This window comes from Bradyrhizobium sp. USDA 4501 (genome assembly GCF_054062115.1).
Genome location: NZ_JBSSEX010000001.1, coordinates 1580232 through 1593680, shown reverse-complemented (window position 1 = coordinate 1593680; position 13449 = coordinate 1580232). Strand labels below are relative to the sequence as shown.

Genomic DNA, 13449 nt, shown 5'->3' with positions numbered 1-13449 from the left:
TCCTCATGGTGTTGCGTCTTTTTTTGATTAGTAGCGCAGCGGCCAGTGCACCCAGGCCCGCCTGATGTCGTGCCAGGCGCCGACCAGCCCCCGCGGCTGGAAGCGCAGGAACAGGATGATGACGAGGCCGTAGAGCATGCTCTTCAGCTCCTGCGCGCCGGTCGTGAAGGTCGCATCCATCTGCGCGCTGAACAGGCTGAAGACGAGCCGCGTCGCCTCCGGCAGCAGCACGATCAGGATGGTGCCGAGCACCGCGCCGAGCGCCGAGCCGAGTCCACCGACGATCAGGATCGCCAGCGCCTCGATCGAGAGCAGGAACGGAAAGCCCTCGACGCTGACGAAGGAGAGATAGATGCCGTACAGCGCGCCGGCGATGCCGGTGATGAACGCCGAGGTGACGAAGGCGAACAGCTTGTAGGCATGCAGGTTGATGCCCATGACGCGCGCCGCCGTGTCGTTGTCCCTGATCGCGACAAAGGCGCGGCCGACCCGGCCGCGGCGGATGTTGAGGGTGGCGAACAGCGTCAGTGCCGCGATGCCGAGGCAGAGATAGGTGAAGGCCGCGTCGCCGTCGAAGCTGATGCCGAGGATCTCGGGCCGCTGCACCTGAATGCCGCGTGCGCCGTTGGTGAGCCAGCGCATCTCCAGGATCACGGTGTTGATGATGAAGGAGAAGGCGAGCGTGGTGATGGCGAGGTAAAGTCCCTTGAGCCGAAGCGACGGCGCACCGACGATCAGGCTCGCCAGCGCCGGCACCACGCCGGCGCCGAAGAAGCCGACCAGCGGCGGCATGTGGTACTTCGAGACCAGCACCGCATAGGCATAGGCACCGGTGACGAGGAAACCGACATGGCCGAGCGAGATCAGGCCGGTGTAGCCGGTCAGGATGTTGAGTCCGAGCGCACCGGTGACCGTGATCAGGATGATCATCAGGAACGACAGCGCGTAGGAGTTCAGCACAAAAGGAGCGGTGATCAGCGCCAGCAGCAACACGGCCGACCATAGCCACACCGGCGGGGAATCGATCAGCGCAACCAGTTCGCCGTAGCTCTGCTTGTAATCGCCGGTGCGCATCACACCCTCTCGATGTCGCGTTCGCCGAAGATGCCGAACGGGCGGATCATCAGCACGATGATGATCATGGCAAAGCCCGCGACCTCCTTCATGCCGGAGCCGATATAGCCGCCGGCCAGGTTTTCGGTGATGCCGATCAGGAGGCCGCCGAGGCCGGAACCGAGCACGGCGTCGAGGCCGCCGAGGATGGTGGCCGGAAACGCCTTCAGCCCGAGCTGGAACATCGCCGGCGATAGATCATAAGACAGCGCGAAGAACACGCCGCCGATGCCGGCGATCACCGAAGACGCGGCCCAGGCCAGCGCATGAACTCTTGTTGCGCTGATGCCCATCAACAGCGCCGTGCGATCGTCGGCTGCGACCGCGCGCATCGCAACCCCGACCTTGCTGTAACGGAAGAACGCCCAGATCGCGGCGATCAGCAGAAGCAGCGTCGCGATGACCGCAATCTGCCCGGTACGCACGCCGATGCCGCCGAGATGCACGATGCCGCGGCCCATGCCGATGTCGAGGCCGTGCGGATAGGCGTCCCAGATGAAGTTGATGGCGGAGCGCAGGATCACGGCGAGCCCGATCGTGACCATCACGGTCGCGAATACCGGCTCGCCCAGCATCGGCCGCATCACGAGCCGCTCGATGATCAGGCCGAGCAGGACAGCGGCGAGAATCGCACCCACCGCGACGACGAACACATTGCCGCTGACCGTGGTCGAGATCGTCCAGGCGATATAGGCGGTGATCATGGTCATCTCGCCCTGTGCGAAATTGACCAGCCCGGTGGACTTGTAGATCACCGCAAAGCCCATCGCGATCAGCCCGTAGATCGCGCCGATCGCGAGCCCCGAGATCAGCAGCTGGATGAGATACTGCATTCAGCCCTCCGCCCGGTAGATGATGGCGAGCTCGCGGGCGAACTTCTTCTCGATCATGGCGCGGCGTACCTTCTGGGTGGCGGTCAGCTCGCCGTCGTCATGGTCGAGCTCCTTTTCCAGGATGGCGAAGCGCCTGATGTTCTCGACCCGGGCGAACCGCTTGTTGGTCTCGTTGACGACGCGCCCGACCAGCTCATTCACTTCGGGAAGCTGCGACAGCGATTTGTAGTTGGTGTAGGCGAGCGCCCGTTCGCGCGCCCAGCGGCCGACATTGTCGTAATCGACCTGGATGATGGCGCCGAGATACTTCCTGGCCTCGCCGACCACGATCGCTTCCTTGATGAATTCGGAATCCTTCAGCGCGTTCTCGATCTCGGACGGGGCGATGTTCTTGCCGCCAGCGGTGATGATGATCGCCTTCTTGCGGTCGACCACGGCGATCTCGCCATTGTCGAGGACATCGATGATGTCGCCGGTGCGCAGCCAGCCGCCGGGCTCCAGCGAGGCGGTCGAGGCCATTTCGTCGAGGAAGTAGCCCTTGAAGACGCCGGGGTTGCGCAGCAGGATCTCGCCGTCGGTGTCGCACTTCCATTCGGTCTGCGGCAGCGGCACGCCGCAGCCGCCGATCCGGTGATGGTTTTCGGTCTGGATGAAGGCGACGCCGCCACTTTCGGTGAGGCCATAGCCCTGCGACACCGGACGGCCGATGATGTCGAAGAAGCGCAGCGTCTCCGGCGAGATCGAGGCGCCGGCGCACAGCCGGTGCCGGCTGTAGGCGAAGCCGAGATGGCGCTGCAAATTGCGGAACATCAGGAGATAGAGCAGCCCGTAGGCGGCGCGATCGAGCCAATTGTCTTTGCCGGCCTGCCGACGGTCGGACAGCGTGCGGCCCCAGGCGAGGCAGGCCCTGGTGAAACTCTGGCGCAGGCGACCGCTCTCGCCGAGGCGAAACAGAAAGCCCTGCTGCAGCTTCTCGTAGATGCGCGGAACGCCGACGAAGAAGGTCGGCGCAATCTCGCGGATGTTGATCGCGACCGTGTCGATCGATTCGGCAAAGGACACGGTGCCGCCGAGCACCAGATGGGTCACGGTGCCGTAGCAGCGCTCGGCGACGTGGCACAGCGGCAGATAGCTCACCGCCTCGAACGGCTTGTCGGCAATGCCGACGGTCCTGGCGTAGGCATAGGCGGCGTAGACGAGATTGCGATGGGTCAGCATCGCGCCCTTGGGCGGGCCGGTCGTGCCTGAGGTGTAGACGAGGATGCAGACGTCGTCGGGCGCGCCCTGGCTGATCAGGCGGTCGAGCGTCGCGTCGGCCTCCGAATTCTCCTGGGCGTAGGTCTTGCCGCGCTCGCACAATGCGGCGAACGACATCAGCTCCGATTGCCGGTAATGCCGCAGGCCCTTCATGTCGACGCAGACGATGGCCTCGAGGTCCGGCAGGCCGCCATTATTGGCCATCGCGTCGAGCACCTTGTCGGTCTGCTCCTGGTCGCCGGTGACGACGATGCGGGCGCCCGAATGCTTGACGATATATTGCAGCTCGACCCAGGGATTGGTCGGATAGATGCCGACCGCCACCGCGCCGATCATCTGCGCACCAAGGTCGGCGTAAAACCATTCCGGCGTGTTCTCGCCGGCGATGGCGATCCGGTCGCCAGGCTTGATGCCGAGCGAGAGCAGGCCGAGCGCCACCGCGCGCGCGGTGTCGTAATAGTGCCGCCAGGAATAGGGATTCCAGATGCCGTAGTCCTTCTCGCGCAGCGCCTGCGCCTCGCCGTGCATCGCGGCGCGCTGCCGTAGCAATTGCGGGATGGTGATGGCGGCATCCGCAAGCGTAGCCTGCAACGCGTCGATGCCGGCTGCGGGCACACTGCGTGCGGCGCTGGCTGGCAGCGGCGGATGAGCGGTGCGCAGGCTGTCCAGCGTCGACATCACGCGCCCGCCTTTGACATCGCGTCAGCGCGCTGGCCGCCGAGATAGGCCTCCGCGACTGCCGGATCGCGCCTGATCTCACCAGGTGTGCCTTCGGCGATCTTGCGGCCGAAATTCAGCACATGGACGCGGTCAGAGATGTCCATCACGATGCGCATCTCGTGCTCGATCATCACGACAGTGATGCCGAGCTCGTCGCGGATGTCGAGCACGAAGCGCGCGATGTCCTCGGTCTCCTCCTGGTTCATGCCGGAGACCATCTCGTCGAGCAGCAATAGCTTCGGCTCGCAGGCGAGCGCGCGGGCGAGCTCGACGCGCTTCTGCTGGCCGTAGGACAGCATGCCGACCACGGCGTCCCTGATGTGCTCGATCTCGAGGAATTCGATGATGTGCTCGACGCGTTGCCGTGCCGCGATTTCCTCCTTGCGGGTACGTCCGTAAAACCACACCGCATCGAGCACGGTCGAGCGCAGATGGGTGTGGCGGCCGGTCAGGATGTTCTCGACCACGGTGCCGTGCTTGAACAGCGCCAGATTCTGGAAGGTGCGGCCGATACCGACGGCGGCGAATTTCCACGGCGAGATCGTCGAGAGGTCGATGCCGTCGAAGCTGATGCGGCCGCCGCTCGGCCGCAGCACGCCCGAGATCATGTTGAACAGCGTGGTCTTGCCGGCGCCGTTCGGACCGATCACGCTGCAGATCTCGCCGGGCGCGACGCGCAGGCTGACATCGGCGACTGCCTGCAGGCCGCCGAAGCGCTTTGACAGGTTCTCGACCGTGAGCAGCGCGGTCACGACAGCCACCGCTTGCGGCGCTTGTAGTGCTTCACGTCGCGCAGGCTCTTGCGACCGGTGGAGGAGACGCCGAGATAGAATTCCTGGACGTCCTCGTTGGCGGTGAGCCTCGCTGCCGTGCCGTCGAGCACGACGCGGCCGGTCTCCAGGATGTAGCCGTAGTCGGCGATGTCGAGTGCGCGCTGCGCGTTCTGCTCGACCAGCAGCACCGTCATCTTCAGTTCGTCGCGCAGCCGGACGATCACCTCATAGATGCGGTCGATGATCAGCGGCGCGAGCCCGAGCGACGGCTCGTCGAGCGCCAGCAGCACGGGATCGGTCATCAACGCGCGGCCGATCGCTAGCATCTGCTGCTCGCCGCCGGACATGTAGCCGGCGATCTGGTCGCGCCGCTCATATAGCCGCGGAAACAGCGCAAACACCTTGTCGCGGCGCTCGCGCGCCTCGGCGCTGGTCCTGGTGTAGCCGCCCATTTGCAGGTTCTCGTCGATGGTGAGCGCCGCGAACACGCGGCGGGCCCTCCGGCACCTGCACGATGCCGCGGCGGACCAGCTCGTCCGGCGCAAGGCGATGCACCTCGTCATTGCGGAAGCGGATGCTGCCGTTCTCGATCACGCCTTCCTCGGTATAGAGGATGCCGGACATCGCCTTCAGCAGCGTCGATTTGCCGGCGCCGTTGGAGCCGAGCAGGGCGACGATGTTGCCCTCGGGCACCGCGATCGAGACGTCGCGGATCGCCTCGATCGCATTGTCGTAGACGATCCGGATGTTGCGGAATTCAAGCAAGCCATCCTGCGCCGGCGCGGCCTGCGGCGCTGCTTGCGGCATCGGATGCGGGATGGTCGTCGGCATCGTGCTCAGACCCGGCCTGCCGATAAGCGTGGGCGTGCGGCGAGGATCGCGTCGGTGACGATCTTGGCGGTCTCGGCGCAGGCTTGCGTGCCGCCATTGCCATATTGCTTCACCGCATCGCCGACGCACCACAGGCCCTCGATGCCGGTCTCGCGCGGCAGATCGTAGCCGGCGCAGCTGCGTTGCGCCGGCCAGTCGTCGCGCATCACCCGGATCGACAGGATTTTGGCCTGGTCGAAATTAGTGAACTGCTCGCGAAGATCCTCGAGCGCGAGCGCGACCTCCGCGTCGGCATCGAAATCGCCGAGCGCGGGCACCGGCACGGCATAGGCGACATAGAGGTGCCAGCCGGGCGGCGCCAATTCCGGACAAGTGGCAGAGAGGTTGGCCATGTTGCAGAGCCGGCGCGTCTTGCCGAAGGTGACGATGCCGGGATGACTGATCAGCGGCTCGCGGCTCGCGACATTGATGACGATGTTGGCGGCCGGGCGAAGGTCGTTCTTCACCCTGGCGATATAATCCGCCGGGAACGCCTCGCTGCCGGCGAGCGCGACGGTGGCCTTTGGCCCGGCATTGCTGATGACGAGATCGGTGTCGACCCGCACCAGTTCACCATTGCGCAGAACGGTGACGCCTTCGACGCGGCCGTCTGATGTGTGGATCGTGGTCGCCGGCGTTTCCAGCCAGATGTCGCCGTTGCGCCTGATCGCGCTGCCCAGGCTGTTCCAGACCCCGATCGTGCCCTGCGGGCAGAAGCCGAATTTCTTGAAGGCGCCCTTGCTGGTGAAATAAGTGAGGAAGGCGCGGGCCGGCAGCTCGGCGGCGTTGCAGGCGAAGATCGCCGCGCAAAGATTGCGGAACAGCGCGTGTACGGTGGCGTTGCTGGTGTAGCCCTTCAGCCAGTCCTCGGTCGATTGCCGCCCGTCGGGCAGGTTGCCGGAGCGGGCGTCGGCGAATTTCTCCAGGATGCGTGAGGCCTGTTTTGTGAGCTGCCCGAGCAGCAGCGACCAGCCGCCGCGGCCGACATCGATCACCTTACCGTCGATGAAGAACGAGCTCGCGGGCTCCGGCGCGCGGATGTCGAGCGGGGCGCCGATGGTGTTGAAGGTTTCCTCGAACACGCCACCGAACTCGATCGCGATCGCGCCGATATTGACCTTGAAGCCGTCGATCTCCTCGGTCGAGGCGCGCCCGCCGAGCCGGTCCTTGTCGTCGACGACGAGCGTATGCAGCCCGCCATGGACGAGGCGCGCCGCGGCGCACAGCCCGCCGGCACCGGCTCCGATCACGACAGCATCGATCCTTTGAGAATCCACGCGCAACCTCCCGCGATGCCGCCGGGTTGCTCCCGGCGTGCGCAATCCGCTTGCTTGATGGAACGCAGTCTAATATAATCCGACCGGTCGTTCAAATTATTTTTTGACGCAGGTCGCGTCATCATGGGCGATCGAAGAGTTCTGGTGGATGGTGCCCGCAAAGGGGAGGAGAGCGTGAGGCGGCGGTAGTATAGAGAGAGGCAGTCGCCCGATTCCGGCGGCGCCGATGGTGCACGAGAGAGACGGCAATGGCGCGGACGCGCTCAGAGAATTACGACGAGATTCAGCGGAACATTCTCACCACTGCCTGCGGCCTGTTCGCGCGGCAGGGCTACATGCGTGCCTCGATCGCCGACCTTGCGGATGCCTGCAAGCTGTCGCGCGGCGCGCTGTACCATTATTTCGATTCCAAGGAAGCGATCCTGTTCGCGATCCTCGACGCCCATATCCGCGAGATGATCGCGGACGTCGAAGCCGCGATGGCCGAAAAGGCGACGACGCTGGAGCAGTTCCGCGCCGCGATCCAGGCCATCGTCGCGCTGAATGCGCGTTCGAGCGACGAGCAGCGCGTGATCCTCAACGACCTCTCGTTCCTCGGCGAGACCGAGCAGGATGCGATCAAGGCGCTGGAGCGCCAACTCGTCGACACGGTCTCGGATCTTCTGGTCAAGCTCGACAAGGAAGGCAAGATCGTCAAGCGGACCAAGAAGATCTACAGCATGATGCTGTTCGGCATCCTGAACTTCAGCCACACCTGGTACGATCCGAAGGGCGGGATCGATCCAGGGGAGTTCGCCGACATGGTGGTGGATCTGTTCCTGTACGGCTTCACCATGCCGGTGCCGGCAAAGAACGCCGCGCGGCCGCTGCGCCAGCGCGCGTGAGGCCGACGCGGCGCGCACTGCGGCTTCGCGCCGAAGACATCTCTCGCAGCGATTATTCCTCATCTCGTCTGCACATCATCGTGAAGGCCGAGACGTTGTCCCGCGCGTAACGCACGCGCGGCGCGCCGCGTAGTTTTGCCACGAACGCCGCGACAGCGGCCGATGGTGGCTCCGCAGCGAGGGAAGAAACAACCACATGAATCTGTCGTTCAACATCGCCGAACAGGGCGAGGGGTCTTATCGAGCGCTCGCGATCCTGCGCTGGGTCATGGTCGTGATCTTCGTGTCGTTCGGCATGCAGAAATTCACGCTGCAGTCGGCGCAAGGCATCGCGCAGTTCATCAGCAACAGCCCGTTCATCTCGTGGCTGTCGGTGTTCGGTCTCCGGGGCGAGGCCTATGTGCTCGGGGTGGCCGAGTTCGGCATTGCGGCGCTGCTCGTCGCCGGCGCGTTCAGCCCGCTTCTCTCGGCGATCGGCTCGTTGATGGGCGTCTTCACCTTCGCGGTGACGTGGTCGTTCTTCTTCACGACGCCGGGGGTGGTCAAATGGAGCCTGTCGACCGATCCGATGGCCTGGAACCTGGCCGGCGAGTTCCTGTTCAAGGACATCGTGCTTCTGTGCGTCTGCCTCGTGCTGCTGTTGGCGTCGTTGCCGCGGTCGATCGTCCGCTTGCGCGCCAAATAGGTGTCGCGCCGCGCATCGATGGTTAACCAATGGTTAAACAGTCATCGCGCGCATCCGGCATCTGGAACAGGACAAAACGTCGCGGACGACCGTGTCTTGAAAATCGAATCCGATCGGCTTATGCAACCTTCGATTGACGAATTGTTGCTAGGAAGAAACGTCCCCGGTTGGGAGCGGAATGTGACGAAGTCAGAAATATCCTTGGCCCGATCGGCAAGCGCCGATCTTGCCGTTTCGTCGAAGCCCACTCCCGTCATTTCAAACGTCCTGCATTTTTTAGTTCGATTGCAGTTCCCGCACCGTGGCTGGAGTGGGAGGGCGGTCGCGATCGCGGCTTCCGGAAGTGACCACCGGAACAGCGATCGGGCCGCCCCGTCCCCAGCCGGGCGGGTAACGGCGCAAGACGCGTAATCGTGAATTCGGACGCTTGGGTTCCACCGCTAGGATCGTGATGTCGCCATCTCTCGATGGTGAACAGATTGTCTGCAGGTCGCATCGCAACATCGTGCCGATTTCGTTCTTCATGAGACAATGGCTCACCGTCCGGATCGCGGCCGTCCTGTTCGTGGTCGCTGGTAGCGTGCTTGGGGTAGCGCGCGCGGATTCCGACATGGACGCGCAGATCAGGGACATCGTCACGACGGAACTCGCGCCGACCGCGACCGCGACCGACCCGGGCGGCCTCGCCGCGGCGGTCTATGCCGGGGGCCGGGTCGCGTTCTTCAACTACGGTTTCGCTGATGACTCAGCGAAGCGGCCGGTCACCCCGGACACGCTGTTCAACCTTGCCTCGTTGCGCAAGCTGTTCGAGGCGACGCTGGTCGCGCTCGGCACCGAGCGCGGCGAATTGCGGCTGGACGATCCGGTCGGCAAGTATCTGCCCGAGCTCAACGGCGACTACGTCAGCCGCGTCACCATCGGCGAACTCGTCAATCATACGTCGGGGCTGCTGCTGCCGACCGATCATCCGCCATGGCCGGTCGGGACCTTCAGCCGTGATCAGTTCATCGCGATGCTCAACGCGTGGACGCCGCCGGCAGGAGAGCAGCCGGGCAAGCAGCGCATCTACAGCCATGCCGGCTATGTCCTGCTGCAGCTGGTGCTGGAGCGGCGCTATGAGATGCCGATCGCGACGTTGATCGGGAGCCGCATCCTCAATCCGCTCGGAATGACGTCGACCTTCGTTCCGGACCGCAGCGAGGACAACCGCGCGAGGATGGCGCCCGAGCTGATGCAGCGCGTGGTTCAGGGCTACTCCCACGACGGCACGGCGATCGGTCCGCCGGGCAATCAGCAGCGCTATTACGATTTTCCAGGCACCGGCCAGATGTTCTCATCGGCGCGCGATCTCGGCATATTGCTGGGCGCCTGCCTCGACGGCGCGGTGATCGATCCCGAATTGCGCGCAGCGTTGCAGATGACCGAGCGGGAGAGTTTTCGCGTCGACGAAAAGTTCGGCCAGGCGATGGCATGGGAGCATGTGCGGCTGGACGGCATCACCGTGATCGACAAGCCGGGCGGTCTCAATAACGCCTCAGCCTATGTCGGCCTGGTGCCGGCGCGCAGGCTCGGCATCGTGCTGCTCGCCAATCGCGGCGACTATCCGCACGAGATCGCGCGCTACAGGATCTTGCCGGCCCTCGCGCGACTTTAATCGCAGGACGTGCCAGTCCAATGACACGGCCTGCGCGGCAGGGCAGAGGATGCATGCAAAAATCGCGATGGCGCGGAACCGTGATGAGCTGTATAAGCCGGTAGCTTCTTCTCCATTTTGAAGAGGCTGATATGACCGATCTGTATCCTGATTTGCACAATTGGCTTTCGCAACAGCCCCATGGGTTGCGAACCTTCAGGACCTTCCAGCAAAAACTCGAGATTCTGAGCAAGGACGACCCGGAGCAACGCGGCGTTTGCCGGCTGCTGAGCGGACTCGTCGGCAACTACGTCGAAACCTTCGACGAGGAGCCGCTGCCGGTCGCGGTCGCCGACCGCGCCTATGGCCGGCTGCTCGATCTCGTCGCAAGCCTTGATCTCAAGGGAAATCCCGACCGGCGCCTCGCCGACATCAACCGCATCGCGTCCTGCGATCTGCTGAACTGATCTCAGCGCAAGACGCTTCGCGTTTTGTCGCGGAAAAACCGGTTGGCACTTTTCCGGATTGTGCTCTAGCGCCGCGTCGTCGCGAGCTCGCGATAGAGCGCGGCGTAGCGGCCGGCGCGATTGTGCCAGGAGACATCGGTGGCCATGCCGGCCTGCTGCAGCCGGCGCCATGTCACCTTGTCGTTGAACAGCAGGTTTGCCTTGCGCAAGCCGTGGGCGAGCGCATCCGAGGTGACGGGTGCGAACTTGACGCCGGTCGGCGCATCGCCGGTGATCGCGACTTCGTCGAAGTCGAGCACGGTGTCGGCAAGGCCGCCGACATTGGCGACAACAGGGACCGCGCCGTAGCGCAGCGCGCACAGCTGGGTGAGGCCGCACGGCTCGAAGCGCGACGGCACCGCGAGCGCGTCCGCGCCGGCCTGGATCAGATGCGCCAGCGCCTCGTCGTAACCGATCACGACCGCGATCCGTCCGGGGTTGTCGCGCGCCAGCGCGGCGTAGCGGTCCTGCAGGTCGCGGTCGCCGCTGCCGAGCAGCGCGAGCTGGATGCCTTCGCCGAGCAGCGTCGGGATGTTCTCGAGCAGAAGGTCAAGGCCCTTTTGCCATGACAGCCGGCTGATGACGCCGAGCAGCATCGCATCCGGCGTGGGATCAAGCCCGAAGCGCCGCTGCAGCGCTGCCTTGTTCACCGCGCGCTCCGCCGGCTGCTCGGCGCTGAAGCGTGCCGCAATGTCGGGATCGGTGGCCGGATTCCACACCGATATGTCGATGCCGTTGAGGATGCCGCTCAGCACATCGGCGCGTTCGCGCAGGAGGCCGCCGAGCCCCATGCCGCCCTCGTCGCTTTGAATCTCCCGCGCATAGGTCGGCGACACCGTGGTGATGCGGTCGGCGAATTGCAGGCCGGCCTTCAACAGGCTGATGGTGCCGTAATATTCGACGCCATGGAGCGCGTAGGATTCGCCCGGCAGGCCGAACGCGGCAAGCATGTCCGGCGAGAACTGGCCCTGATAGGCGAGGTTGTGCACGGTCATCACCGTGCCGGGCCGTGGTTGCCCGGCATAATGCAGGAGGGCGGGTGCGAGGCCCGCCTGCCAGTCATGCGCATGCACGATGTCGGGGACGAAGGAGGTGATCGCGCCCTGGCCGATCTCCGCCGCCATCCGCGACAGCGCGGCAAAGCGGATGCCGTTGTCCGGCCAGTCGCGTCCGTCCGGGCCGACATAGGGATTGCCGGGGCGCGCATAGAGATGCGGCGCGTCGAGCGCGAACAGATCGAGGCCATCATGCGTGCCGCCCAGCACGCGGATCGGCCCGCCGTAAAATTCCGGCCAGTGCAGCAGCGTCTCCGCCGAAGCCAGCGCCTTGAGCACGTCGGGATAGCCGGGCACCAGCGTCCGCGTCGTGACGCCGTGCTGCTTCAGCGCCGCCGGCAGCGCGCCGACCACGTCGGCAAGGCCGCCGGTCTTGACGATCGGGTAGACTTCAGAGGCGACTGCGAGGACGCGGATGGGCGTCATGTCCCCAGCCTGTCGATCATCGACTGCGTGATCAGCGTGATGCCGCTCTCGGTGGTGCGGAAGCGCTTGCCGTCGAATTCGGGATCCTCGCCGACCACGAGCCCTTCCGGAATCCTCACCCCGCGATCGATCACGACGTTTCGGAGCCGTGCTCCGCGGCCGACATTGACATAGGGCATGATCACCGCATTCTCGATATTGGCGTAGGAATTGACGTGCACGCCGGTGAACAGTAGGGAGCGGCGCAGCGACGCGCCCGAGATGATGCAGGCACCCGAGACCAGTGAGGTCACCGCTTGGCCGCGTCGTCCGTCCTCGTCATGCACGAACTTGGCAGGCGGGGTGATCTCGGCATAGGTCCAGATCGGCCATGATCGATCGTAGAGGTCGAGCTCGGGCACCACGTCGGTGAGATCGATATTGGCGCCCCAATAGGCATCGACGGTGCCGGCATCGCGCCAGTAGGAGCGGGGATCGTCGCCGGAGCGGACGCAGGAATCGTTGAACTGATGCGCGATCGCCCGGCCGTGCTTCACGATATAGGGGATGATGTCCTTGCCGAAATCGTGGGCCGAGTTCGGGTCAACGGCATCGCGGCGCAACTCGTCGAACAGGAATTCCGAATTGAAGACATAGATGCCCATGCTGGCCAGCGACTTGTCGGGCTTGCCGGGCATCGGTGGCGGATCGGCGGGTTTCTCGAGGAAGGACTGGATCAGGCCGGTCTCGTCGATATGCATGATGCCGAAGGCGCTGGATTCAGCCCGCGGCATTTCAAGGCAGCCGACCGTGACATCGGCGCCGCTTTCGACATGCTGCTTCAGCATGATCTCATAATCCATCTTGTAGACGTGGTCGCCGGCGAGCACCAGGATGTACTTGGTGCCGTGCGCTTCGAGGATGTCGATGTTCTGGTAGACCGCGTCGGCCGTGCCGACATACCACATCGTTTCGGAGACGCGCTGGCTTGCGGGCAGGATGTCGAAACTCTCGTTTCGCTCCGGCCGGAAGAAGTTCCAGCCGCCTTGCAGATGCCGGATCAGGCTGTGCGCCTTGTACTGGGTCGCCACCGCGATGCGGCGGATGCCCGAATTCACCGCATTGGATAGCGCGAAATCGATGATGCGCGACTTGCCGCCGAAATAGACCGCGGGCTTGGCGCGTTTGTCGGTGAGCTCCTGAAGTCTGCTGCCGCGTCCGCCGGCCAGCACGAAGGCGAGGGCGTGACGCGACAAGGGTTCATTTCCGACGGATCTCATGGTCATCCTCCCAGAACTTCAGGCTGGCCCCGCTACCTTCTCTTGTCCGGAAGGCCTGATCGGGCGCCAACGGGGCCGATTGGGAACGTAGCAAGTGCATCCCGGTTGAGCAAAGCGGGATGGCGGGCTTTCGTTCCCCGGACCCCCGCTCGTGAAGA

General features: G+C 64.5%; 11 protein-coding genes and 1 pseudogene. 4 read left to right on the top strand and 8 right to left on the bottom strand.

Features of this window, described 5'->3' with window-relative positions:
* Positions 1-27: 27 nt before the first annotated feature.
* The 6 genes and pseudogenes from ACVWZM_RS07440 to ACVWZM_RS07415 form a co-directional block, all read right to left on the bottom strand.
* Positions 28-1074 (bottom strand): branched-chain amino acid ABC transporter permease, encoded by a 1047-nt coding sequence (locus ACVWZM_RS07440; RefSeq protein ID WP_456852314.1) that lies wholly within the window; start codon positions 1072-1074, stop codon positions 28-30.
* On the bottom strand, positions 1074-1946 hold the full coding sequence (locus tag ACVWZM_RS07435) for a branched-chain amino acid ABC transporter permease (protein WP_168858856.1): 873 nt from the start codon (positions 1944-1946) through the stop codon (positions 1074-1076). The genes ACVWZM_RS07440 and ACVWZM_RS07435 overlap by 1 nt, the downstream gene beginning before the upstream one ends.
* Positions 1947-3881, bottom strand: coding sequence for an AMP-dependent synthetase/ligase (locus ACVWZM_RS07430; RefSeq protein ID WP_168858857.1), 1935 nt, complete (start codon positions 3879-3881; stop codon positions 1947-1949).
* Complete coding sequence (locus ACVWZM_RS07425) at positions 3881-4675, bottom strand: ABC transporter ATP-binding protein (protein ID WP_456852312.1); 795 nt, start codon at positions 4673-4675, stop codon at positions 3881-3883. Before ACVWZM_RS07425 ends, ACVWZM_RS07430 begins: the two co-directional genes overlap by 1 nt.
* Positions 4672-5527: pseudogene (locus ACVWZM_RS07420) on the bottom strand (ABC transporter ATP-binding protein). Before ACVWZM_RS07420 ends, ACVWZM_RS07425 begins: the two are co-directional and overlap by 4 nt.
* Positions 5528-5532: 5 nt before the next feature.
* Positions 5533-6843, bottom strand: coding sequence for an FAD-dependent oxidoreductase (locus tag ACVWZM_RS07415; RefSeq protein ID WP_253587679.1), 1311 nt, complete (start codon positions 6841-6843; stop codon positions 5533-5535).
* A 248-nt stretch (positions 6844-7091) separates the two neighbouring features.
* Between ACVWZM_RS07415 and ACVWZM_RS07410 the strand changes: the two genes are divergently transcribed.
* The 4 genes from ACVWZM_RS07410 (at position 7092) to ACVWZM_RS07395 (ending at position 10512) form a co-directional block, all read left to right on the top strand.
* Positions 7092-7727 (top strand): TetR/AcrR family transcriptional regulator, encoded by a 636-nt coding sequence (locus ACVWZM_RS07410; RefSeq protein ID WP_076829047.1) that lies wholly within the window; start codon positions 7092-7094, stop codon positions 7725-7727.
* Positions 7728-7923: 196 nt separating this feature from the next.
* A complete protein-coding gene (locus ACVWZM_RS07405) occupies positions 7924-8412 on the top strand; it encodes a DUF417 family protein (protein WP_076829046.1) in 489 nt (162 codons plus the stop codon).
* A 523-nt stretch (positions 8413-8935) separates the two neighbouring features.
* A complete protein-coding gene (locus tag ACVWZM_RS07400) occupies positions 8936-10066 on the top strand; it encodes a serine hydrolase (protein WP_082653927.1) in 1131 nt (376 codons plus the stop codon).
* 131 nt (positions 10067-10197) lie between these two features.
* Positions 10198-10512: a hypothetical protein gene (locus ACVWZM_RS07395; RefSeq protein ID WP_057018843.1), complete on the top strand. Its 315-nt coding sequence runs from the start codon at positions 10198-10200 to the stop codon at positions 10510-10512.
* Between the two features lie 65 nt (positions 10513-10577).
* Here the strand turns inward: ACVWZM_RS07395 and glgA are convergent, their stop codons facing one another.
* Both glgA and glgC read right to left on the bottom strand, forming a co-directional pair.
* The gene (gene glgA, locus ACVWZM_RS07390) at positions 10578-12032 is read right to left on the bottom strand and encodes a glycogen synthase GlgA (RefSeq protein ID WP_168859121.1); all 1455 of its coding nucleotides are present in this window, start codon (positions 12030-12032) and stop codon (positions 10578-10580) included.
* Positions 12029-13291, bottom strand: a complete 1263-nt coding sequence (glgC, locus tag ACVWZM_RS07385; RefSeq protein WP_057018901.1) for a glucose-1-phosphate adenylyltransferase — start codon at positions 13289-13291, stop codon at positions 12029-12031. The genes glgA and glgC overlap by 4 nt, the downstream gene beginning before the upstream one ends.
* Between the last annotated feature and the right edge of the window lie 158 nt (positions 13292-13449).

Excerpts from the sequence above, each read along its gene's own strand:
- ACVWZM_RS07440 (WP_456852314.1), bottom strand. The coding sequence starts at position 1,074 with ATGCGCACCGGCGATTACAAGCAGAGCTACGGCGAACTGGTTGCGCTG.
- ACVWZM_RS07435 (WP_168858856.1), bottom strand. The coding sequence starts at position 1,946 with ATGCAGTATCTCATCCAGCTGCTGATCTCGGGGCTCGCGATCGGCGCG.
- ACVWZM_RS07430 (WP_168858857.1), bottom strand. The coding sequence starts at position 3,881 with ATGTCGACGCTGGACAGCCTGCGCACCGCTCATCCGCCGCTGCCAGCC.
- ACVWZM_RS07410 (WP_076829047.1), top strand. The coding sequence starts at position 7,092 with ATGGCGCGGACGCGCTCAGAGAATTACGACGAGATTCAGCGGAACATT.
- ACVWZM_RS07405 (WP_076829046.1), top strand. The coding sequence starts at position 7,924 with ATGAATCTGTCGTTCAACATCGCCGAACAGGGCGAGGGGTCTTATCGA.
- ACVWZM_RS07400 (WP_082653927.1), top strand. The coding sequence starts at position 8,936 with ATGAGACAATGGCTCACCGTCCGGATCGCGGCCGTCCTGTTCGTGGTC.
- ACVWZM_RS07395 (WP_057018843.1), top strand. The coding sequence starts at position 10,198 with ATGACCGATCTGTATCCTGATTTGCACAATTGGCTTTCGCAACAGCCC.
- glgA (WP_168859121.1), bottom strand. The coding sequence starts at position 12,032 with ATGACGCCCATCCGCGTCCTCGCAGTCGCCTCTGAAGTCTACCCGATC.
- glgC (WP_057018901.1), bottom strand. The coding sequence starts at position 13,291 with ATGAGATCCGTCGGAAATGAACCCTTGTCGCGTCACGCCCTCGCCTTC.